The sequence below is a fragment of the Natrinema altunense genome, from assembly GCF_000731985.1.
Lineage (GTDB): Archaea > Halobacteriota > Halobacteria > Halobacteriales > Natrialbaceae > Natrinema > Natrinema altunense.
Genome location: NZ_JNCS01000002.1, coordinates 450,341 through 471,141 on the forward strand (window position 1 = coordinate 450,341; position 20,801 = coordinate 471,141).

Annotated in this window: 19 protein-coding genes and 2 pseudogenes; 7 read left to right on the top strand and 14 right to left on the bottom strand. The window is 64.7% G+C overall.

Going from position 1 to position 20,801, the window contains the following annotated elements; all coding sequences use genetic code 11:
* Nucleotides 1–12: 12 nt before the first annotated feature.
* From ALTAJ2_RS06410 to ALTAJ2_RS19610, 9 genes and pseudogenes are all read right to left on the bottom strand, one after another.
* Nucleotides 13–438 carry a secondary thiamine-phosphate synthase enzyme YjbQ gene (locus ALTAJ2_RS06410; RefSeq protein ID WP_007108414.1) on the bottom strand — a complete coding sequence of 142 codons (426 nt, stop codon included), beginning with the start codon at nt 436–438 and terminating at the stop codon, nt 13–15.
* Nucleotides 439–465: 27 nt separating this feature from the next.
* A complete protein-coding gene (locus ALTAJ2_RS06415) occupies nt 466–1,500 on the bottom strand; it encodes a HEAT repeat domain-containing protein (RefSeq protein WP_007108415.1) in 1,035 nt (344 codons plus the stop codon).
* Between the two features lie 97 nt (nt 1,501–1,597).
* Complete coding sequence (locus tag ALTAJ2_RS20365) at nt 1,598–3,193, bottom strand: SpoVR family protein (RefSeq protein ID WP_394295496.1); 1,596 nt, start codon at nt 3,191–3,193, stop codon at nt 1,598–1,600.
* Nucleotides 3,188–3,919 (bottom strand): annotated as a pseudogene (locus ALTAJ2_RS20410) (LAGLIDADG family homing endonuclease); the annotation flags it as partial. The gene ALTAJ2_RS20365 and the pseudogene ALTAJ2_RS20410, both read right to left, overlap by 6 nt.
* Nucleotides 3,902–4,801 (bottom strand): annotated as a pseudogene (locus ALTAJ2_RS20375) (SpoVR family protein); the annotation flags it as partial. The pseudogenes ALTAJ2_RS20410 and ALTAJ2_RS20375, both read right to left, overlap by 18 nt.
* Complete coding sequence (locus ALTAJ2_RS06425) at nt 4,794–6,122, bottom strand: YeaH/YhbH family protein (protein WP_050031435.1); 1,329 nt, start codon at nt 6,120–6,122, stop codon at nt 4,794–4,796. The pseudogene ALTAJ2_RS20375 and the gene ALTAJ2_RS06425, both read right to left, overlap by 8 nt.
* On the bottom strand, nt 6,113–8,398 hold the full coding sequence (locus ALTAJ2_RS06430) for a PrkA family serine protein kinase (protein WP_007108419.1): 2,286 nt from the start codon (nt 8,396–8,398) through the stop codon (nt 6,113–6,115). Before ALTAJ2_RS06430 ends, ALTAJ2_RS06425 begins: the two co-directional genes overlap by 10 nt.
* 27 nt (nt 8,399–8,425) lie before the next feature.
* On the bottom strand, nt 8,426–10,498 hold the full coding sequence (locus ALTAJ2_RS06435; RefSeq protein WP_007108420.1) for a PrkA family serine protein kinase: 2,073 nt from the start codon (nt 10,496–10,498) through the stop codon (nt 8,426–8,428).
* Between the two features lie 4 nt (nt 10,499–10,502).
* Nucleotides 10,503–10,724: a hypothetical protein gene (locus ALTAJ2_RS19610; protein ID WP_007108421.1), complete on the bottom strand. Its 222-nt coding sequence runs from the start codon at nt 10,722–10,724 to the stop codon at nt 10,503–10,505.
* A gap of 382 nt (nt 10,725–11,106) precedes the next feature.
* Here ALTAJ2_RS19610 and ALTAJ2_RS06445 point away from each other — a divergent pair, with 382 nt between their 5' ends.
* From ALTAJ2_RS06445 to ALTAJ2_RS06455, 3 genes are all read left to right on the top strand, one after another.
* The gene (locus ALTAJ2_RS06445; protein ID WP_007108422.1) at nt 11,107–11,538 is read left to right on the top strand and encodes a DUF5820 family protein; all 432 of its coding nucleotides are present in this window, start codon (nt 11,107–11,109) and stop codon (nt 11,536–11,538) included.
* A 94-nt stretch (nt 11,539–11,632) separates the two neighbouring features.
* Complete coding sequence (locus ALTAJ2_RS06450) at nt 11,633–12,079, top strand: UPF0179 family protein (protein WP_007108423.1); 447 nt, start codon at nt 11,633–11,635, stop codon at nt 12,077–12,079.
* Nucleotides 12,080–12,200: 121 nt separating this feature from the next.
* On the top strand, nt 12,201–13,640 hold the full coding sequence (locus ALTAJ2_RS06455; protein ID WP_007108424.1) for a short-chain fatty acid transporter: 1,440 nt from the start codon (nt 12,201–12,203) through the stop codon (nt 13,638–13,640).
* A gap of 45 nt (nt 13,641–13,685) precedes the next feature.
* Here ALTAJ2_RS06455 and ALTAJ2_RS06460 read toward each other — a convergent pair whose 3' ends face one another.
* Entirely contained in the window at nt 13,686–14,039 is a 354-nt protein-coding gene (locus tag ALTAJ2_RS06460) for a winged helix-turn-helix transcriptional regulator (protein ID WP_050031436.1), read from the bottom strand.
* Nucleotides 14,040–14,431: 392 nt separating this feature from the next.
* A complete protein-coding gene (locus tag ALTAJ2_RS06465) occupies nt 14,432–14,881 on the bottom strand; it encodes an acyl-CoA thioesterase (protein WP_006186713.1) in 450 nt (149 codons plus the stop codon).
* Between the two features lie 153 nt (nt 14,882–15,034).
* Here ALTAJ2_RS06465 and ALTAJ2_RS06470 point away from each other — a divergent pair, with 153 nt between their 5' ends.
* The 3 genes from ALTAJ2_RS06470 to purM all read left to right on the top strand — a co-directional run bounded on the left by ALTAJ2_RS06470 (nt 15,035) and on the right by purM (nt 18,528).
* Nucleotides 15,035–16,807, top strand: a complete 1,773-nt coding sequence (locus ALTAJ2_RS06470; RefSeq protein ID WP_007108427.1) for a TraB/GumN family protein — start codon at nt 15,035–15,037, stop codon at nt 16,805–16,807.
* Nucleotides 16,807–17,445, top strand: coding sequence for a zinc metalloprotease (locus ALTAJ2_RS06475; protein WP_007108428.1), 639 nt, complete (start codon nt 16,807–16,809; stop codon nt 17,443–17,445). Before ALTAJ2_RS06470 ends, ALTAJ2_RS06475 begins: the two co-directional genes overlap by 1 nt.
* An 87-nt stretch (nt 17,446–17,532) precedes the next feature.
* The gene (gene purM / locus ALTAJ2_RS06480; protein ID WP_007108429.1) at nt 17,533–18,528 is read left to right on the top strand and encodes a phosphoribosylformylglycinamidine cyclo-ligase; all 996 of its coding nucleotides are present in this window, start codon (nt 17,533–17,535) and stop codon (nt 18,526–18,528) included.
* Nucleotides 18,529–18,621: 93 nt separating this feature from the next.
* Here the strand turns inward: purM and ALTAJ2_RS06485 are convergent, their stop codons facing one another.
* On the bottom strand, nt 18,622–19,155 hold the full coding sequence (locus ALTAJ2_RS06485; protein WP_007108430.1) for a macro domain-containing protein: 534 nt from the start codon (nt 19,153–19,155) through the stop codon (nt 18,622–18,624).
* 58 nt (nt 19,156–19,213) lie between these two features.
* A complete protein-coding gene (locus tag ALTAJ2_RS06490; RefSeq protein WP_007108431.1) occupies nt 19,214–19,537 on the bottom strand; it encodes a hypothetical protein in 324 nt (107 codons plus the stop codon).
* A 320-nt stretch (nt 19,538–19,857) separates the two neighbouring features.
* Between ALTAJ2_RS06490 and ALTAJ2_RS19615 the strand changes: the two genes are divergently transcribed.
* Nucleotides 19,858–20,025 (top strand): hypothetical protein, encoded by a 168-nt coding sequence (locus ALTAJ2_RS19615; protein ID WP_007108432.1) that lies wholly within the window; start codon nt 19,858–19,860, stop codon nt 20,023–20,025.
* Nucleotides 20,026–20,163: 138 nt separating this feature from the next.
* Here ALTAJ2_RS19615 and dpsA read toward each other — a convergent pair whose 3' ends face one another.
* Nucleotides 20,164–20,709 (bottom strand): DNA starvation/stationary phase protection protein DpsA, encoded by a 546-nt coding sequence (dpsA, locus tag ALTAJ2_RS06495; protein WP_007108433.1) that lies wholly within the window; start codon nt 20,707–20,709, stop codon nt 20,164–20,166.
* Nucleotides 20,710–20,801: the final 92 nt, after the last annotated feature.

Here is a 20,801-nt window from a genome sequence, read left to right on the forward strand (position 1 = left end):
GTGCAGTGGCGTTCAGTGGCGATCAGCGTCGCCGACGGTCGTCACGGTCACGGTCCGGGTTCGCGGTCCGTCACACTCGACGAGCAACACCGACTGCCAGGTCCCCAGCGCCAACTCCCCGTCTACGATCGGGATCGTCACGTCCGGGCCGAGCAGTGCCGCTCGCAGATGGGCGTCCGCATTGCCGTCTAACTCGTCGTGTGCGTGCCCTTCGTCGGGGACCAGATCGCCCAGAAACGACTCGAGATCGCCGCGAAGCCGCGGCTCGTCCTCTTGGACGACGAGTCCGGCCGTCGTATGCTGGACGAAGGCCGTACAGGTACCCGACTCGAGGTAGTCCGGAACGGCTGCAGCGATGCGGTCGGTTACGTCGACGGTCGTCGACCGGGACTCGGTCTCGACGCTGACGTTCATGGTCGGAGAAACGGCCGCGAGCATCGACTGCGTTACGGTCCGTGTCGACCGCTACTTGCCGTCGGACAGGCGATGCACGGCCCACGAAGCGCGATCGCGGACGTTCGGTGCCGGATCATCGGCCGCGAGTTCCCGCAACCGCGGCGCGGCCGTGTCGACGCGCCCGTACCCGAGCGCAACGCAGGCGTTCGCCCGGACGGTCGCGTGGCCGTCCGCGAGGAGTTCGCGCAACTCGTCGCGAACCGGAGCGACCGCGTCGCCGGTCTGGGCGGCGATGCGGGCCACCGTGACCGCCGCGATAGCGCGCGTCTCCGAGTCCGGAAAGGAAAGCGCCGCCGCGAGATCGGCACAAACCGGTTCGACCGCGTCGGGGTCGCAGTGGGCGACGTCGCCGAGACAGGCGATCGCGTCGTGTCGCAGCGCTCCGTCGTCGTGGTCGACGAGACCCGCGGCGTGCGTAACGAACTCGCGGGCGGGCAGTTCCCCGCCGGACCGTGCCAGCCGACCGAGCGCTCGGCACACCGGCGGCCCGTTTTCGATCGGGTTCGCGGCCAGCGCGTCGATGAGAATCGGCGCGACCGGTTCGATCGCCGTCGGCTCCGCCGTCGAGACGCGGGCGATCGCCTGCAGCCCGTGGCGGTCGTACCCGCGTCGCCGATCCAGCACGTCGGCGATCACCTCGAGGTGCTCGACCAGGACGTCCGGCCGCTCGGCCGCGACAGCGGCGAGACACCGGAGGAGTTCCCGTGCCACCGGCTGGTCGGCGTTTTCGCGAGCGACCGTTACGATCGTGCCGGTCGACGGCGCGACGTCCGTCGGTGCGTCGGCCGCCAACTCCGCGAGACAGGCGGCGACTTCGTCGTGAAAATCCAGTTCGGACTGCTCGAGCAGCGTCCGTAACTTCGGCACCGTCGGGGCACACGCCGCCGCCTGCCCCTGGTCGTCGATTGTGGTCCGAATCCGACGGACAGCGGCCCGTTGCTCCGCCGGCTCCTGGTCGTCGAGTCGTGTCAGTACTGCTGGCAGATCGACCCCGGTGGCCCCCCGGCCCCGAGGCTCGACGGCCTCACACCCATCCCCATCCATCGTGTCCCTGCATTGGCGAACGCCGCCGTAAGGGTTCTGGCCAACGGCCCCCGGACCGATGCGCTCCGAGGAGACGGAACCCGGGTCACGAGCGCCTTTACGCGAGCCATTCGTCGGGCTTCGTGTCGTAATCGACATCGTCGGCAGCGAGGTGTTCGACCTCCTCCCAGGGCACGTCTTCGGTCGTCACCGTCTGGCCGTTGTACCGGATCAGTTTGCCCTGCTCTTCGGGTTCGGGCTCGCGATTGCGGCGCTTGGCGACCTCGATGTCGTGTTCGTCGACTTCCTTGACGATCGTCAGCAGGTTCACCGGCCGCCCCCACAGTTCGAAGATCCGCTTGAGCGTCTCCGTAGCCTGCTCGAGATCGAGCATGACACCGTTGTACTGGTGGCCGAGCAGCAGTTCGTTGGCGTTGTTGTAGTTGCCGTCGTAGACCGCGATGGTCGGCTTCCCGAAGTTAGTGAACTGCAACAGCAGCTTCTTTTTGACGTCCTCGGCCGCGTCGCTGGCGACGTGGAACTGCCCCGTCGCCTGGGAGTGCTCGTAGGTGAAGTAGTTGTTCTCCGTGATGAACTCCTGGGTCAGGAACTCGTCCAAGAAGGTCACGTCGTTGTGACTCTCACGGACGTCGAACATCCGGTTCCAGCCGGCCGTGAAGTCGACATCGTCCAGTGCTTCCTCAATCGACGCGTAGCGGGCGTCGTCGAACAGGTACCGACCGATCCGCTCGAGTTCGTTCTGGTTGACCCGACCGAGGAACCCGCGATGCTGACGCTTGACCAGCGAGTAGTGGCGACGCGCCAACCCCGTCTCGGTCAGTACCTTCCAGGGGTAGTTCGAAACGTCGATCTCGCCCGCGCGGGCCTTTTCGACGGCCTCGTGGTCGACCCACTCGTCGGAGACCTCCGCGAGCGCGTCGAGCGTCTCGGGAGTGATGGTCTCGATCGCCGCCGGCGGCTCGAGTCGCTCGAGGACGTCGTCGAAGTCGACGACGTCGACGAGGTTGCGCCACGAGATTCCCTCGACGCGCAGCAGGGCCTCGAGAACCTCCCGTCGGTTGGTCGTGTTCTCGACGTACTCCCAGAGTTCCATCCCGAGGCTGTAGGGGTTGAGCCCGCCCGACGCCAGCACTTTCGCCATGTGGTCGGCGTAGTTGACGAACTCGTCGTCACCGGCGAAGGCCTCGTCGGTCATCATCGTCGACTCCCAGTAGGAGTTGTGATTGATAACTCCTGCACCCGCGTACCGATGCGTTTCTTCGACCGAAATGTCGTATACGGTCCCGGTCGACTCCGCTATCGAGACGATCTCGTCGGTCCATTCTTCCGCCTCGAACCACGAGAGATCGTCGAGATACGCGCGAAGCGCGTCAGCCTTCGCTGGGTATCCAAACCCGATTTCGTCGGCGAACGTGTGGGCCGATTTGCCAGTGAGATGGACGTGGTAGCACCCATCCGTCTGTTCCCGCCGTCGACCGAGGATATCGAAGTTCGTCAAGAGCAACAGGACGGTTTCACTCAGTTCCTCGCTCGTCGTGGTCAGGATCGCACCCTGGTCGCCCGCGTGGCCGTCCGCGTCGAACAGCCCGCGGATGAACTCGGCGACGACGCTTCGTGGGGAGCGAAGGATCGGTTCCGGAACCGTCTTTCTATCTGCTGCCTTGCCATCCGGAAGGCCGATCTCTTCTTGCAGTAACTCGACGAGATTCCGGGAATAGGCGTATACCCGCCATCGGTTTCCTTGCTGTTCGACCGTTGGATCGATCCCGAAGAGTTCGTCGACTAGTCCTGCAAACTCCTCGGCGTGGCGCTTTTCGCGGTTCGTGAACCCGACGTGTCCGGCCGATGACGACACGTGGCCGTCACCGACAAGCAATCCGAGGAACCGACCGAACCGTTCGTCGATCGCGTCAGGAACGGCGATCGGATCTCGCTGGGCCAGTCCTTGGTCGTCCCCTTCGTACTCGCTCAAGGCGTTTTCTATGGCTTCGGTCTTTCGTGCCCGTCCGACTCGTCGGTATCGCATGACCGTCCAGACCGAAACACCGGCTTCCTCGGCGACATCATTCAGCGTGACGTTTTCGGGTGGTTCCCACTCGAGGTCGGCGTACGTCGACGACCACGTGTCGTTCCCGCCCGAGACGTCGATCTCGTCGCCGACCGAGAGTTCGTCGAGCCGGGACCACGACCCGTCCGGAAGCCGAATCCGGTGATTGTTCGATCCGGTCAGTTCGAAGCCGCGACGGGTCTCGATCGTCACGGTGTCGTGATCCGGAATGATATTGGCGTCGTAGACGTTGCGAGTGGTTTCGCCGTCGGAGACGGTCGTGTGGTTGTCGACCACTTCCCGCATCGGAACGAGCCCGTCGGTGGTGAATATCGGCGTTTCCGGGTCGACACAGGCCCAGCCCTCGTTCATCACCTTCGTCATCTTCTGGGCGGCGAAGTAGTAGGCCTCCGCTCGCATCATGTCGAGGATGTCGCGTTGCCACTCCTCCATCTCGACGCCGCGGCCGGCGTCGTCGTCGTACTGCTTGCCGTGTTCACGAACGAAGGCCAGCAGGTCCTTCTGTGGCTCCTCGGGGAAGGTCCCGGTAAGCTCCTCTTCCTCGAGTTGCTCGACCCACTCCTCGGTGAAGACCTCGCCTTTGATCTCGTCGGAGAGTTCGAGTTCGTCCAACTTCTCGGCGAGATCCTCGTCGATCCCCTCGATCGCGGGGCCATCGACGTCGAGCCGACGGCTGAACACCTGATGCTGGTCGATATTGTCCTCGAGGGACAGGCAGTGGTCGATCCACTTCTCGACCTCGGCGCGGTCGATCTCGGGATCGGACATGTACTCGTCGATCGCCCGCGCGTGCCGCTCGAGCATGGCCGCGGCGTTGACCTGGTCCTCGTCCGCGCGCCCGCTGGTGAACATGCCGAACCAGTCGTTGTTGGCGAAGAAGTCCGAGTGGGCCTCGACGTGGGTGATGACCGCCTTCTGGTCGGCGACCGTGTTGGACTCCTGGAGGAACGCGTGCGCTGGGTTGTCGTTGTTGACGATCTCGAAGGCCTTCCCGCCCGCGTACTGGCCCTGCTTTTGTTGCTTGTCGTACTGCATCCCCCACCGCCAGTGAGGGTACCGGCTCTGGAACCCGCCGTAGGCGATGAGTTCGTTCATCTCGTCGTAATCGATGATCCAGTACTTCACCGGATAGGGCTCGAGGCCGAGTTTCTCGGCGAGGTTCCGGGCCTCCTCGACCGGCTCCTCGAGTTCGCTGGCGATCGCCTGTTTGCGGAATCTGTCCGAATTACTCATTTGCAGTGCCCTCCGTCGAGAGGATCTCGTAGATCGCGTCCGTCACGTCCGATTCGTCGTTGACGTACGCCACCGCGACGTCGTCGGCGTCGGTGCCGAAGTGGCGCTCGAGTTCCTCGGCGTGGGTGGCGTTGATCGCGTTGCCGCTTGGTTGGGTCTCCACGTAGGCGTGGAGGTTCGCGGGGATACCCTCCATCATCGGGACCACGCGCTCCTCGGTGTCGTTCGAGGAGTTCTCCGAGTCGCCCGCGGCGAAGACGTACCGGTTCCAGTCGGCCCAGGGGTACTCCTCGAGCAACTCGGCGGCGAGTTCGTACGCGCTCGAGATCTTGGTGCCGCCGCCGCTGCGGATACCGAAGAACTCGTCGCGGTCGACCTCCCAGGCGTCGGCGTCGTGGGCGATGTAGACGAACTCGGCGTTGTCGTACTTCCCCTGCAGGTACCAGTCCAGCGGGGTGAACGTCCGCTCGACGAGTTCGCGTTTCTTCTCGCGCATCGAGCCGGAAACGTCGCGGATGTTGACGACCACGACGTTCTTCTCCTTCTCCTCGATGATCTCGGGGTGACGATAGCGTTCGTCCTCGCGGCGGAAGGGCACGTGTTTGATCCCTTCGCGGCGGATCTTCTGCTGGACGCTCTCGCGCTCGACGTTGTCTTCGACGTCCTGAATCGAGTCCCACGTACCGCGTTCCTCGTCCGGGATGTCCTTGTAGGCCTCTTCGATCCAGGCCATCGACACCGGCAGGTTCTCGCCGCGCGCCCACTCGAAGACATCGCGGGGCTCGATCCCCTCGACCTTGCAGAGTTCCCGCAAGAACTCCTCGTCGAAGTCCATCGCGAGCTTGCGCTTGAGCCCCTCCTTGAACATCCGCTCGAAGTCGAGCGTGCTGTTGGGACCGGTCCGCGTGAGGTCGGTAAACGGACCTTCCTTCTCCTCGACGACCTTCTTGCCCTTCGGATCGAGGTCGAGTCCCAACTCCTCGTCGAGTTCCGCGGCGAACTCCTCGGGGTCCATCTCGTAGTACTCGTGGTCGCCGCCCTCCTCGCCGGGGTCGCCGTCTTCGCCGTCGTCGTCACCCGGCTGGGGTTGTGGCTGGCCGACCGGCTGACCGGTATCGGGCGTGCCGTCCTCGCCCTGTCCGACGCCACCCTGATCGCGCTGGTCGTACTCGAACTCCGGCAGCGAGACGATTTTGACCGGGATCTTGATCTCGCCCGGCCGGCTCTGACCGAGGTCGCCGTACTGGATGAAGTCGGCCAGATCCTCGCGACGCTGTTCGCCCACCTCCCGGAACCGCTCGAGGTCGTCTCTCAGTCCCATCTGTAGCTCACCTGTCCCATGACGTGTCTGCTGGTCAGTTCGGCCGATGCCGCCGAGTAGCCGAAGAGGTCGACCATCGTGTCGATCGTGCTCTCCTTGACGGCGGCCGTCTCGGTCCCGCTCGGCGGGTCGCTCCACTGGCGCGGGTCGAAGTCCTCGAAGGTTCGCTCGACGTCGTCCCAGTCGTGGCTCTCGAGGACGGTCTTGATCACCGGGATCGCGGTGAGATCGACGTCCTCGACGGCGAAGTCCTCGTCGCGGTGCTCCCAGGCGTGGCGGTTCAGCGACGTGATGACCTTCTCGCGCCGGAAGTTCCGGACGCTCTCGCGGGGCTGGTTCCCGTCGTACCCGCTCTCGGAGAACCGGCCGAGGTGCTCGATCTCGAACAGCTTCATCGTCAGCGGGTCGGGCTCGACGCGCTCCCCGCGGTCGTTGTACAGCGGCTCCTCGGTCTCCCAGGCGTAGACGTGTTCGACGTACTCGGCGACGGTCTCCTCGTCGACGCGCTTGTCGTGCATGATGGCCTCGATGACGTCGCTCTCCTGTTGATCATAGATGTAGTTTTTCACGGGCACGACGCGGTTTTCGAACTCCGAGCGCTCGCCCGTCGAGAAGACCGGCGCGTCGATCAGCCCCTCGACCATGGCGTTTAACACGTCGCGGGGCATGACGATGTCCTCGACCGACAGCTCGGCGTGGTGGCGGTCCCGATCGGTCTGGAGCAGTTCCGCGAGCGTGTCCCGCGTGTACGTGACCGGGATGCCGTGATCGCCGTCGTTGCCGTCCCCGTCGAAGTCGAACTCGTCCTTTTCGCGGCGGCTGTCGCCCTCTTGAAGGTAGCCCTGATCGTATATCAAGGCCTTATCCACCAGATCGAGCCCGTTCGGGAGGTGCTCCTCGTCCAGTCGCGTGACGACCGCGTACAGCGCGGCCGCCTCGATCGCGTGCGGCGCGAACTCCTGGACGCGCGTCTCGCCGTCGCGGTCCTTGACCGTCACCGTCACCGGGGCGCGGATCCGATCGGCGAGTTCGTCGTAGCTCTCGGCCTCCCAGACGTTCGTCTCGTTGGTCAGCTCGCGGCGAATGAGTTCCGTCTCGAGGCTCAGATTCGTCAGATAGCCAAAGCGGTGTTTGTCCAGCCGGCGCTTGAGCGCCTTCAGCGGGTCCATCCCGTTCCGGTCGGCGTGCTGGTTGAGTTGGGCCTCGAGGTCGGGGTTCGAGATGATCAGGAGCTGGGAATCGACGTCCATCCCGATCCCCTTGTCCAGCTTCACCGACTGCTCGTCGGGGACGTTCAGCAGCTTCTGGAGGAGATCCGCGTGCTGGGCCGCGTCCTCGACGATCGTCAGCACGCCGTTGCCCTGCGAGAGCACGCCGTCGTAGCTGAACGCCTGGGGATTCTTCCGACCCCGCGAGTCGAGTTCCTGGAGCATGCCGTGCATCCACGAGCCGACGAGCCGCTCTTTGGGTGGGCCGTCGTCCTCCGAGTGGAGGACCCCGACGCCCTGGCCCGTGTCGACGACGTAATTTTTCACGCGGAGGTGGCTCTCGTCCGTGATCGCCGAGAACAGTTCCTCCTCGCCCGCCCGGCGGTAGCGCTCCTCCAGGAAGTCGTATGCCTCCCGGGAGAACGGATCGAGTTGTGCGTCGACCTGAATCGGCACGTGGGTGTCGAGGTCGGCGTTGAGTTCCTCGAGCAGATCGCTCCGCACCTCTGCGGGAAACACCGATAGCGGGTGGGCCTGGACGGGACTCTCGTACCAGTCCTGCTCGTCGGCGGCGCTGGTGTCGTCACCGTAGCTCAGTCCGCGCTCGCCGCCCTCGGCGGTCGAGATGTTCCACTCGACGGTGTAGCGACGGCCCTCGGGCGTCTTCGAGTACTCGCGCAGGCCGTTGACCAGACAGCGTTTGAGTTCGGACTTGCCGGTCGCGGTCGGCCCCTCGAACCAGATGATCTTCTCGTCTTTCGCCCGGCCCGCGGCGATCGACCGCAGGTCGTCGACGAACCCGTTGAGCACCTCGGTGTTCCCGAGGATCGCGTGCTCACCGTCGTTGTACGGGTCGTCGAAGAAGCGGTAGCGCTCCTTTTCCTCGCCTTCCTCGACGACCGTGCGCGTGCCCGCGGCCTCGATCGCCTCGAGCAGGTACTTCGAGGCGTGGGAGGCGATCGACGGGTTCTCGAAGATCCGATCGACGTACGCCGCGAGGGACATCGGCTCCTCGTAGGTCTCCTCGAGCGCGCGGTCGGCCTCGGTGACGTAGTCGTGTCCGGTCATGTTACTCGGCCTCGTGTTCGCTCATTGTTAGTCGTCCATCTCTGCCTTGGCGACCTCCGCACCGGCGAACTCGAGCACCTCCTTGGCACCGCCCTCGGAGTAGCCCTGTTCGATCAGCGCGTCGATCCACGCGGAGCGCTCGTCGTCGTCGAACTCGTTGGCGCTGACCAGCGCGGAGAAGTTGATGTTGTGTTTCTTGTCCTCCCAGAGCTTGCGCTCGAGGGCGCGGCGCAGGCGCTCGTTGTCCTGAGGGTTGAACGCCTCGCCTTCGCGGGCACGGCGGGAGACCCAGTTGGAGACCTCCTGTCGAAAGTCCTCCTTGCGGTCCTCGGGAATGTCGAGTTTCTCCTCGACCGACCGGAGGAACGTCTCGTCGGGCTCCTGTTCGCGACCCGTGAGTTCGTCCTCGATCGTGTCGTCGTCGATGTAGGCCATCACGTGGTCCATGTACTTCTCGCCCTGGCGCTGGATCTCGTCGATGTCGTAGGCCAGCGCGTGGCGGACGTCCTCGATGGCCCGCTCCTTGTACTCCTCGCGGACCGTCTCGAGGTAACGGTAGTAGGTCTCGAAGTTGTCTTCGGGAATCGAGCCGTGGTGTTCCAAGTTCTCCTCGAAGAAGTTGAACACCGTCAGCGGCGAGAGGAACCCGCGCTGGCGGTGTTTGGAGTCCATGATGGCCTCGGCGATCTCGTCGCCGATGAACCGCGGTGAGATCCCGACCATGCCCTCGCCGATCTCGGCTTTTACTTCGGCCTCTTCGCGGAGCTTCTTGGTGTCGATGTCGTCGCCCTCGTCGATCTCGCCGTTGTAGGCCTTGGCCTTCGAGAGGAGCCCGACGGTCTCGGTGTCCGGCTCCTCGATGCGCGTGAGGACGCCGAACAGCCCCGCCATCTCCAGGGTGTGTGGCTCGACGTTGATGTCGGGAACGTCGGCGTTCTGTAGCATCTTCTCGTAGATGCTGGCCTCGTCTTCGTAGGAAAGGACGTAGGGAAAGTCGATCCGCTTGGTGCGGTCGTTGAACGCCTCCATCTTCTCGTCGCCCTTCTTGTCCTTGTACTCGGGCATGTTCGTCCGGCCGACGATCACCTGATCGATGTCGATCCGCGGGTTGTTCTTGGGCTTGATCGTCTGCTCCTGGGTCGCATGGAGGAAGTCGTAGAGGAACTCCCGCTGGAGTTTGAGCAGTTCCTCGCCGGAGAAGATGCCGCGGTTGGCGTTACAGAACGCGCCGGAGTAGTCGAACGCTCGGGGGTCGCTCTCGCCGTAGATGGCGATCTTCGAGTAGTTGACGTCGCCGGTGAGTTCGGTCTCGTCCTGGTTCTTCTTGTCCTTCGGCTCGAAGGTCTCGAGGCCCTGTCGTTTGTTCTCGTCGGCGACGAACCGGACGATCTCGACGTGGTTCTCGAGGACCTGCTGGAGGTCGTCGTCGTAGTACGCCAGCAGCTTGTCCATGTAGAACTCGCTTTCGGGGTCGAGCGCCTGCTCGTTCTGAATGGTGTAGGGTGCGTCGAGGTTCTCATTGAGATCGTCGATAACACGCTGGCGCTGCTCTACGGGCAAGAGCACGAGCGGGTCCTGGTTCATCGGGGAGCGGACGGAGTCGTCGGCCGGGTCCTGATCCTGAATCACGTCACAGAGGTTGGTCCACCGGAAGGTGTACATCCGGCCGTCGTCCCGCAGCGTGTAGTCCTCGAAGTACTTGCGGACCTGCTTGTCGAAGTGGGATTTCCCGGAGCCGACCGGCCCGAGCAGAAGCTTGATTCGCCGTTCGGGGCCAAGCCGGCGGGCACCCGACTTGACCTTGTTGACGAACTCGTGGATCGATTGGTGGATGACCTTCCCGTAGAAGGTGTTCTCGCCGTCGCCCAGCGGGTCCTCGCTGGCGAGTTGGTACTCGACCATCCCTTCGGTCTCGTCGTAGGTCGTGCCGTAGTAGTCGAACATGTCCGCGACGCGCTGGTGGGCGTTGCGGGCCACCTTCGGGTCCTCGTAGACCACCTCCAAGTACCAGTCGAAGGACTTGGTTTCCCGGAGGTCTGCAGGCATCGATTCCTTGTAGTCCGTACTGAGCTGCTCGAGTGTTTCGATGTCACCGGTCATGGTATCATTGCCAGTTGCGGGGTTCCCCCGTCTGCTGTGCAGTCGTCCGTGAGCCGCGGACTGCCTGCGCGGCCGTCGTTCGACCAGCCGTGGCGTCGCGTGGCCGAACCGTCGGAATCCGTCGCCTCGCGTCACCCGACGTGAGCGCGTCGTACTCGTCGGACTCCTCGAGGGGGGTCTCGGGGAGCGTAACCCGTTCGTGGGCGGCGACGATGTGCCGTGTCATATGTCATCTATCACCACTCGACGTTGCGCGATGCCTCGTCAGGGGATCGGGCAACGCTGCGCCGGGGACGGGCGCGGAGTGGATCGGCCCGGCAAACGGATACCGATAGTATTTAATGAGTGAGTAATCCAGCTACTTAGCCTTAGCCCCAAAAGGTATTTGTCAGGACTTTATTCCAGGAGAATATTGCCAGGACACTGTGTTGATGCTCGGTAACACAGATCACATTCGGGCGCTTTCGGTATAAGTTACCGGCCTGCAGCGTCCACGTCGGCTCGCGCGCGCTCCATCGACCAACCGTCGTCGGGCCAGCGGAACCGAGGGGCCACCCGACCCGCTCGGTGGCGACGGGGATTTACGGTGAGGGGTCCTACCGCCGGCCATGTCGGATACGGATGCGGATGGCGTGGGTGACCGCTCGCGGCTCCCGGACGCATGGACCGTCTGGAGTCAGGGTGAGCAGGGGCGGCTCGTCCTCGCGTACCGACCGGACGTGTTCAACGCCGCGGACTTCCCCGCACCCTGTCTGCCGACGCTGTATCTCACCCACGGCAAGCGAACCCGCCGACCCGGCGTCAACCCCGCCGATACGGTCGATTCCGCGGACTGGTTCGTGACGCTCTACCTCGAGCCGGACGTGTCGCTGAACGAGACGCTGCGATACCCGACCCGGGACGAAGCCCTCGAGCGAACGATCGCACTCGCCCGGCAGTTCGACGACGGCGAGATCGACTATCGAGACCTGTACCAGGTCCCCCGGGAGACGTACTTCGAACGACTGGACGAACTCACCGGTGACGAAACCGACGGCTGAATCGGTTCACCTGCATTGCCTGCCGGTCCGCACCCGATTTCCCGGCGCTCGACGGGACGTGACGCTTAACCGCCAGTGGCGACTACCACGTCCCATGTCGACCGTTACGCTCATCGGCTCCCGGCTGGCCGAACCGGGAACCGAGTTCGTCTACGAGGGGGAAGCCGACGCCTGTACCGGTTGTCCCTATCGCAGCCAGTGTCTCAACCTCCAGCCCGGTACGAAGTACCGCGTCACGTCCGTCCGGGAGAACGCCCAGACCCTCGAGTGTGCCATGCACGACGGCGGGGTCCGCGCCGTCGAAGTCGAGCCAGCCGCGACGCGCGCGAACATCACGTCGAAGGGTGCCTTCGCCGGGAGCAAGACGAGCCTCCCCGGTCCCTGCCCGTACGTCGAGTGCCCCAGCCACGAGTACTGCGACCCCGACGGCGTCGAGTTCGACGAGGAGTACCGCATTCGGGAGATCGTCGGCGACCCCCCACACGAGGTCTGCCATCTCGACCGCTCGCTCGAACTCGTCGAACTCGAGACCGACGACTGACCTCTCGGTTCGCGCCGTCGTTCCCTCTCCCCCGCCGTCGCGGGGTGCCGCCGGTTCGCCCCACTCGAGTGCCCGTTCCGTCCGCACAACGCTTAACACGATATTTATTATCGCAGCACGTATGGAGGACGCAGACCGCGCGGCGGCGACCGGAAACGTCATCGAACGGCTGGGGAATCGAATCGCGAACGTCATCGAACGATGGATGCCGAGCCCGTTCCTGTTCGCGATCATCCTGTCCTACGTCGTCTTCGCGGTCGGAATACTCGTCGAAGGGCAAGGCCCGACGGAGATGGTCCAACACTGGTACGACGGGTTCTGGGTCTTCCTCACCTTCGCGATGCAGATGGTGTTGATCATCATGACCGGGTTCGTGATCGCCTACCACCCGCGGGTCAACGACGCGCTCCAGCGACTGGCGACGATCCCGAACTCCAGCAAACAGGCCGTCGTCCTGGTCGGGGTCGTCTCGATGGTTCTGGCCTGGGTTCACTGGGGGCTGAGCCTCGTCGTCGGCGCGATCTTCGCGCGTGAGATGGGGAAAGCAGCCTATCGGGAGGGACTCACGGTCCACTACCCGTTGCTTTGTGTGGCGGGCTACATGGGCCTGGGACTGACCTGGCACTGGGGCCTCTCCGGCTCGGCACCCCTGCTGCTCGCGACGTCGGGCAACGAATTCATCGAACTCGGCGTCATCGACGAGCCGGTCGGCACCGGCGCAACGATCTTCAGCAGCTACGCGCTCGCGCTCACCGCGCTATCGATTCTCTTCGCGGCGACCGTGCTCTCCCTGCTGACGCCCGCTGCGGAGCGCTCGCGGGAGATCACCGCGTACATTCCCGAGAGCGAACTGTTCGAGTCGACGGCCGACGGCGTCGACGACGACGCAGCGGACGATCGGACGCCGGCGAACTCATCGGCCGGCGGCCGCGTCCCCGCCGAGCGGATCGACAACAGTCGGTTGCTGGGCGGTGGCATCGCGCTGACCGGCGTCGCGGTGATCGGCTGGGAGTTCGCGACCAACGGGCTGGCCGCACTGGATCTGAACGTTCTGAACTTCGGGTTCCTGTTCGCCGGCCTGGCGCTCTACACACGGCCGGCGCTCTACCGGGACCGGTTCGGCGACGCCGCGGACGCCGCCGCCGGAATCATCCTCCTGTTCCCGTTTTTCGCGGGCATTCAGGGCATGATGAGCGGCTCCGGGCTGGCGGAAACGATGGCCGAGGGACTATTGGCGGTCTCGACCACCGAGACGTTCCCGATAATCGCGTGGCTCACGGCCGCGGTCGTCAACCTCTTCGTCCCCTCCGGCGGCGGCGAGTGGATCGTTCTCGGACCGCCGGTTCTCGAGGCCGCACAGGAGGTCGGGGTGCCGGTCGGTCAGGCGACGATCGCCTACGCCGTCGGGGACGCACACACGAACCTCCTGAACCCGTTCTGGGCGCTGCCGCTGCTCGCGATCACGAACATCCGGGCGCGGGAGATGTTCGGCTACGCCGTCACGATGTTGCTCGCGCTGCTCCCGTTTCTGGCAGTCGCCTTGCTCCTGTTGCCGTACTGATCGGCGCGGGCGACCGACCCCGCGGTTCGAAAACGAGTCGACGCGTTACTGGGGCTCGAGTTCGCCGTCCTCGAGCCAGGAACCGGCCCAGCACTCGATCTCGCTGAAGACCGGCTCGAGGGACTCGCCCTTGTCGGTGAGGCTGTAGTAAGTTGCGACGGGGGCATCCTCCTCGATGCGGCGTTCGACGAACCCCATCTCACCGAGGTCGTCGAGCACGCGCGAGAGGGTACGGGCGTTCGCGTCGGTCGATCGCTTGAGTTCGTTAAACCGCTGTTCGCCGTCCAGCAGTTCGTGGAGTACCGCCAGTCGCCACTGGGAGCCGATCTGCTCGAGGGAGGCGATGACGGGACAGGCGTCGTCGTGTTGCTCGCGGGATCTCGCTTGCGGAGAGGACATCGATCTGTGTGCCCCTACGTTGTGAACCAGTATAGTAGTTCTCATCCGAACCGGATAACATCGTGTTATCGGGAGTCGGCAGCACTCGAGTCGGCACCGGTCGTGGACCGGGCACTATAGCGAGGCCAATATAAAAACAGGTTCGGGAACGGCACCCGGGACCGGACATCTCGAGATCGACGCCGATCACGGCGGGGGACCGTCTCGGCCGTTCTCGAGCACGCCGACTCGAAGTCGAGCGACCAATCGGGAGATAGACGGACGGGCGTCGAACGCCGACGTCCGGCCGCCGGTCGGCAGCGACAGCGCCGCAGTGAAAGAAGAGTCGCTTCGGCTGGAACACTGCTGTCCGCGGTTTCCGACGGCGATACTCGTGACTCCCGTCGAATCGGTCAGTCGGCCCGACCCAGATCGTCCGCGAGCGCCTCCCGTCGAAGCCGTTCACCCTCCTCGGTGTCGACGGTCAGCTCGGGCACCGTCGTCGGCGTGTTGTCCTCGTCGATCGCGACGTAGACGAAGTACGATTCGGTGGTCCGCTCGCGCTCGTGGGTCTGGAGGTTCTCCCGCTCGGCGATCAGACGGACTTTCACGCTCGAGGTGCCCGCGTCGTACACGTAGGCGGTGATGTACGCCGTGTCGCCGACGGGGATCGGCCGCTCGAAGTTCATCTGATTGACCCGCGCGGTGACACACATCTCGCCGGCAAACCGCATCGCGCTCATCGCGCCCACTTCGTCCATCCACTTCATCACGTTACCGCCATGGGCCACGTCGAGCATGTTGGCGTGGTTCGGTTGGACCATCTCACGGTTCTCGATAACCGTCTCCCGTAGGGCAGTCATTGACCGGTATTACCCGACGGCACCAATCAGTCTTGCTTTCACCGGTCGGCATCGGCTGACGGTCCCGCTGGCTCGACAGCGAGACTGTATAGATGTTTTACATTCCTCCGCGGTCCGATACTGGTAAAAGTCGCCGCCGAGTTGGGGGGTATAATGAGCGATGCAGGCGAGGCCGACGTGCCGGAGCCGCCAGCACCACCCGACGGCGACGGCGGCTCCGTCGAGGTCCTCGGCACGGCACACGTCTCGCAAGCGAGTGTCGACGAGGTCCGCGAGGCGGTCGCCCGAGAGGACCCCGACGTCGTCGCCGTCGAACTCGACGAAGGACGCTACCGCCAGATGCAGGGCGGGACGCCCGACGACATCGAAGCGGGAGATCTCCTCTCCGGCAACACCGTCTTCCAGTTTCTGGCCTACTGGATGCTCTCGTACGTCCAGTCGCGGCTCGGCGATCAGTTCGACATCGAGCCCGGTGCCGACATGCGGGCCGCCATCGAGGCCGCCGAAACGAACGGCAGCGGCGTCGCCCTGGTCGATCGGGACATTCAGGTAACGATCCAGCGGTTCTGGAGTCGGCTCTCGGTCATGGAGAAACTGAAGATGGTCGGCGGGCTCGCGCTCGGAATCACCGACCCCCGTACGCTCGGGCTCACCGCGGGTGCCGTCACCGGCGCGTTGCTCGGCTTTCTCGTCGCCGCCTTTCTCGCCCCGCTGCTCGGCGTTGGCGACCTCCTGTTAGTCGGGCTCACCGATCCCACGACGCTCCAGTACATCGGGGGCGGCGCACTCGGTGCGCTCGGCGGCGCGTTCCTCGGTCTCCTCTTTTTGCCCTCCCTCGAGTCCGCCGGCCGATACACCGGCGGCTACCTCTCCGGGTTTTCGACGCGGATCCTCGCGGGGATCGCACTCGGTATCGGTGGCTGTCTCACGCTGATCGCAACCGGAACGTTCGTCGGGCCGTTCTCGGCCGCGACCGTCGAAAGCGCCGGCGTCGCCGCGGTTCGGGGGACAGCCGGAACGCTGGCCGGCCTCGGTGTCGGCGTTACGCTCGGTGCCGTTCTCGGACTCGCGCTCGACGGGCTCGGTGGCGACGTCGAGGAGATCGAGGAAGTCGACATCGAGGAGATGACCGACGGCAACGTCGTCGACGCGATGATGGAGGAGTTCCGCCAGTTCAGCCCGGGCGGCGCGAACGCCCTGATCGACGAGCGGGACGCGTACATCGCGCACAACCTCCACGAGCTCCGCGAACAGGGGTACGACGTTCTCGCCGTCGTCGGTGCCGGTCATAAAGCCGGGATCGAACGACACCTGCTGCATCCCGACGAGATCCCGACGCTCGAGTCGCTCTCTGGAACCGCCTCGAGTCGCCGGTTCTCGCCGCTGAAGATCGTCGGCTACCTCGTCATGGTCGGCTTCCTCGGGTTCTTCTTCCTGCTGATCATGGCCGGGGTCAGGAACGCCTTCCTGCTGAAACTGTTCGCCGCCTGGTTCCTGTTCAACGGGCTCTTCGCGTTCACCCTGGCGCGACTGGCCGGCGCGCGCTGGACCAGCGCGGGCGTCGGCGGCGCGGTCGCCTGGCTGACGAGCATCAACCCGCTGCTCGCGCCGGGCTGGTTCGCCGGCTACGTCGAGCTCAGACATCGCCCGGTCAACGTTCGTGACATCCAGACGCTCAACGAGATCGTCGGCGACACCGAGCGACCGGTCGGCGAGGCCATCGAGGACATGTTTAACGTCCCGCTATTCCGACTGATAATGATCGTCGCGCTCACGAACATCGGGAGCATGATTGCGACGGGGCTGTTCCCGTTCGTGGTACTGCCGTGGCTGGCTGGTCCCGAGTTCGGCGGCGTCGACGCCCTGATGGGCGAACTCTTCGAGGGCGCTAGGAATAGCCTCGAGCTACTCTGGGGGCTGCTCTGATGGGATACCGCACTACACAGCAACACGAACCCGAGCCGGAACTGCGATTCAGCGACACGGAGATCCGCGATCTCGCGATCGCGTGGGCCACGCTCAGCGTCGCGTTCGCGCTGTTGTTCGCGCCCGTCCACCGCGGCAAAAGCGTCGGCACGTTCGTCACGATGGTCGGATTGAGCCTCGTGACCGTCGGCGTCGCGTTCCTGCTCCACGAGATCGCACACAAGGTCGTCGCGATCGAACACGGCCAGATCGCCGAGTTCCGGGCCGACTACCAGATGCTGTTCCTGGCGCTCATGGGGGCGCTCGTCGGTTTCCTCTTTGCCGCACCCGGAGCCGTCTACCACCGCGGGCAGGTGACCCAACGCGAGAACGGCCTGATCGCGCTCGCGGGTCCGGTGACGAACCTCCTGTTAGCGCTGCTGTTCCTCCCGCTGGTGATCGTCCCCGAGCCGTTCGGGACGATCGGCCAGATGGGGATCTGGATCAACCTCTTCCTCGCGGCGTTCAACATGATCCCCTTCGGCCCGCTGGACGGCAAGTCCGTCCTCGAGTGGCACAAGGGCGTTTTCGCGATCGTCTTCGTCCCGACGGTGTTGCTCGCGGCGTACGTGGTCGTGTTCGTCGGCCCGTTCGGGTAACGCCGGCCGCTGCGGTCGCTCGTGCTGTCCCACGGGCGTCTCGACCGGACCGGTGACCTTTTGCTCGCGCCGGGAGGTGCTTCGAGTATGACCGACACGGAGGACGAGAGAGGCGACGCGGAGGGACTTACCTACGCCGAGACCGGCGTCGACATCGAGGCGAGCGAGGACGCGACTGCGGCCCTGCTCGAGGCCTTCGGCAGCGATCTGCGGACCGAGTACGCGGGGCTGCTCGACATCGGCGATCGGTACCTCGCGTTGGCGACCGACGGCGTCGGGACGAAGCTGCTGGTCGCCGAGGCGACCGGGGACTTCTCGACGATCGGGATCGACTGCATCGCGATGAACGTCAACGACCTCGTCGCGGCGGGCGTCGAACCCGTCGCCTTCGTCGATTACCTCGCGATCGACGAACCCGACGAGGAACTGACCAACGGGATCGGGGAGGGGCTCGCGGTAGGGCTCGAGCAGGCTGATCTCACCATGCTCGGCGGCGAGACGGCGGTCATGCCCGAGGTCGTGAAGGGATTCGACCTCGCGGGTACCTGTGTCGGGCTCGCCGCGAAAGACGATATTTTCGACGGCGAGGCGCGGGTCGGCGACGCGCTCGTCGGGTTCCCGTCGAACGGGATCCACTCGAACGGGTTGACCCTCGCTCGCGAGGCGGTAACTCGGAACCACGACTATACGGACGAGTTCCCGCTGGACCCGGAGAAAACGATCGGTGAGGAACTGCTGCGACCGACCCGGATCTACACGGACCTGCTCGAGTCGCTGCGCGACCACGAGGTCCACGCGGCGGCTCACGTCACGGGCGGCGGGTGGACGAACCTGCTGCGGATGGGCGACCACGAGTACGATATCGAGGCTCCACTCCCGGCCCAGCCGATCTTCGAGTTCGTCCAGGCCGAGGGGAGCGTGACCGACGCGGAGATGCACCGGACGTTCAACATGGGGACCGGGTTCGTCGTCGCGCTGCCCGAGGACCGCGCCGAAGAGTTGGCCGCGGCGACCGATGGCCAGGTCATCGGACGCGTCACGGAGGGCGAGACGGTCGAGATCCGCGGGCTCTCGCTGTCCTGAACTCGAACCGACGCCTCCGGCGCTTTCTCGAGGCGGAGCCGACCGCCCGGCGACTGCTCGCTGTCGGTCGACTGCCCGCACTGCCGGTTCCGGTCACCGATCCGGATTGCGCTCCCCGGGTAGCGTCGGCGCTTCGGAGTTGCCGGTCGCCGCTCCAAGGACGTCGTACTCCTCGTCGCTGTAGGCGATCAACTGGACAGTCGAGAGCGTCTCGGGTTCGTACCGCTCGAGTTCCGCACCGATGATCTCGGCCCCCACCGCGAGGTCGAAGCCGGCGATCCCACAGCCCAGCGCCGGGAGGACGAGCGATTCGCAACCGAGTTCGTCCGCCCGCTCGAGCGCGTGTCGCGTCGCGTCCCGAATGCTGTCCGCCGTCGCCTCGCCGGCATGCGGCATCGCTGCGGCGTGGATGACGTGGTCGGCCTCGAGGTCGTAGGCGTCGGTGACCGCGACCGCGCCGAGGTCGATCGGCCCCGTTGCCATCGCCTCCTCGGCGATCTCCTCGCCAGCACCGCGACGGAGCGCGCCGGCGACGCCGGACCCCATTCGAAGGCTGGTATTGGCCGCGTTGACGAGCGCGTCGGCGGACTGTGCGGCGATATCGCCTTGCACGACGTTGTACTCCATATGCGCCGCTTCCTGATCGAAGCCAATGAAGCTGACCCCGGTGGATAGCGCCGTCGGCTCAGTCCGTTCTGACCCAGTCGTCCGGAACCGGTCGGGTCTCGATATCGGCGTTCGCGATCCCGTAGAACTTCTCGCGGCCGACCGGCGTGCGAAGCCGGAGGACGCAGGTGTAGTCGGTTACCTCGAAGGCAGTCACCGAGCGGGCGGACCGCTGATGGGCGAATCGGAAGAGCTGATTCGCGTCCGCGTCGGCGGTCACGCGGTTACCGAGCGACCAGCTGAGGGATTCAACGTGTCCCCGCTCGACGCCAAACAGGGACGCGATCAGGGTCCGACCGTGTCGGCCTAGTGCCCCCTGTGACCGGTTCTCGTGTGAACTCATACTGGAACGATATCACTGAGTCCCGAAAAAAGATGCTATATTCGCATGGGCCGCTCTCGCACGCCGGGACGGCGAGAGGTGGCAAATCGGACGGCTCAGCGATCGAATCCGTGACCGATCGCGGCCATGGGAAATCGAGGGACGCCAACGGCATTTGTCCGGCTATAGTAGCAACTGAAACGATTGACACACTGATCGTAACGCTGTCGTGCGATCAGGTATGCAATGACTTTCAGTTGCTACTATAGTGGTATCTCCGCCTCGTGGAGTCTTAGGTCGACCAAAACCTTTTTAGAATTAGGCTCGCCTAACTTCACCTGATGGACGTACCCGCCCGTAGGGAAGAGCCCGAACCCGACGAGGAACTCGAGGAGCCGACGGCGGTCGTGAGCAGTCACGAGACCCGCCCCGGAAAGACCGTCTTTACCGAGCGAAACAACAGCGACGGGTGGATCGCGACCGATCTCACCGTCGATCTCGAGCGGTAACTGCGTCGGTACTCGCGGGCCGCGAGTTCGCGATCGACACCGACCGCGACCGACGCCGTCGCGCGTGATCGGCGAAAACCTGTCTGTCGTCTTCGATCGTCGACGGGACCCCGTTTCGGATCCGCTTGCCGACGTCGTTCAGTGAGTCGCTTCCTCGAGCACCAGGGTGTCGTCTTCGAGGTAGTGCTCGAAGTGGTGGCCGTCCTCCTCGAGGTCGACGAGGATCTCGCGCAGGATCTCGGCGGTCGCATGGTCGCCGAGGTTCTCCGCGAGCTCGATACTGCCGCGCATCGACTCGATGATGTCGCCGTATATTTCGAGGTCGTTTTCGAACATCGTACGGACGTCGTAGACGTCTTCGCCCTCGAACTCGACGGTCGCGCGCTCCTCCTGGTTCGACGGCCCGGAGACCGGAACGCCGCCGAGCGCCTGGGCGCGCTCGGCGATTTCGTCAGCACCTTCCTCGACGTGTTCGTACGCCTCCTCCAAGAACTCGTGGAGGGGCAGGAACTCCGCACCCTCGACGACCCAGTGGTGTTTCTTCAGCTGGTGGTAGAGGACGTACGAGTTGGCCAGTTCCGTGTTCAGCGCGTCGACGATCTGCTCGGCCTTGTCCTGCTCGAGGCGAAGCGCGTTCTCCTCGACGCTGTCTGCCGATTGGCGGACGGTCTGTTGGGTGCTCATCCTATCTACCGATACGTCCGCATCACACTTAAACCCTCTCCATGCAAAAACATTTCTTTGGCTTACCTAAAGAATAGTTCTGTAGTAGCTCC

Excerpts from the sequence above, each read along its gene's own strand:
- ALTAJ2_RS06410 (WP_007108414.1), bottom strand. The coding sequence starts at position 438 with ATGCTCGCGGCCGTTTCTCCGACCATGAACGTCAGCGTCGAGACCGAG.
- ALTAJ2_RS06415 (WP_007108415.1), bottom strand. The coding sequence starts at position 1,500 with ATGGATGGGGATGGGTGTGAGGCCGTCGAGCCTCGGGGCCGGGGGGCC.
- ALTAJ2_RS06425 (WP_050031435.1), bottom strand. The coding sequence starts at position 6,122 with ATGGGACTGAGAGACGACCTCGAGCGGTTCCGGGAGGTGGGCGAACAG.
- ALTAJ2_RS06430 (WP_007108419.1), bottom strand. The coding sequence starts at position 8,398 with ATGACCGGACACGACTACGTCACCGAGGCCGACCGCGCGCTCGAGGAG.
- ALTAJ2_RS06435 (WP_007108420.1), bottom strand. The coding sequence starts at position 10,498 with ATGACCGGTGACATCGAAACACTCGAGCAGCTCAGTACGGACTACAAG.
- ALTAJ2_RS19610 (WP_007108421.1), bottom strand. The coding sequence starts at position 10,724 with ATGACACGGCACATCGTCGCCGCCCACGAACGGGTTACGCTCCCCGAG.
- ALTAJ2_RS06445 (WP_007108422.1), top strand. The coding sequence starts at position 11,107 with ATGTCGGATACGGATGCGGATGGCGTGGGTGACCGCTCGCGGCTCCCG.
- ALTAJ2_RS06450 (WP_007108423.1), top strand. The coding sequence starts at position 11,633 with ATGTCGACCGTTACGCTCATCGGCTCCCGGCTGGCCGAACCGGGAACC.
- ALTAJ2_RS06455 (WP_007108424.1), top strand. The coding sequence starts at position 12,201 with ATGGAGGACGCAGACCGCGCGGCGGCGACCGGAAACGTCATCGAACGG.
- ALTAJ2_RS06460 (WP_050031436.1), bottom strand. The coding sequence starts at position 14,039 with ATGTCCTCTCCGCAAGCGAGATCCCGCGAGCAACACGACGACGCCTGT.
- ALTAJ2_RS06465 (WP_006186713.1), bottom strand. The coding sequence starts at position 14,881 with ATGACTGCCCTACGGGAGACGGTTATCGAGAACCGTGAGATGGTCCAA.
- ALTAJ2_RS06470 (WP_007108427.1), top strand. The coding sequence starts at position 15,035 with ATGAGCGATGCAGGCGAGGCCGACGTGCCGGAGCCGCCAGCACCACCC.
- ALTAJ2_RS06475 (WP_007108428.1), top strand. The coding sequence starts at position 16,807 with ATGGGATACCGCACTACACAGCAACACGAACCCGAGCCGGAACTGCGA.
- purM (WP_007108429.1), top strand. The coding sequence starts at position 17,533 with ATGACCGACACGGAGGACGAGAGAGGCGACGCGGAGGGACTTACCTAC.
- ALTAJ2_RS06485 (WP_007108430.1), bottom strand. The coding sequence starts at position 19,155 with ATGGAGTACAACGTCGTGCAAGGCGATATCGCCGCACAGTCCGCCGAC.
- ALTAJ2_RS06490 (WP_007108431.1), bottom strand. The coding sequence starts at position 19,537 with ATGAGTTCACACGAGAACCGGTCACAGGGGGCACTAGGCCGACACGGT.
- ALTAJ2_RS19615 (WP_007108432.1), top strand. The coding sequence starts at position 19,858 with ATGGACGTACCCGCCCGTAGGGAAGAGCCCGAACCCGACGAGGAACTC.
- dpsA (WP_007108433.1), bottom strand. The coding sequence starts at position 20,709 with ATGAGCACCCAACAGACCGTCCGCCAATCGGCAGACAGCGTCGAGGAG.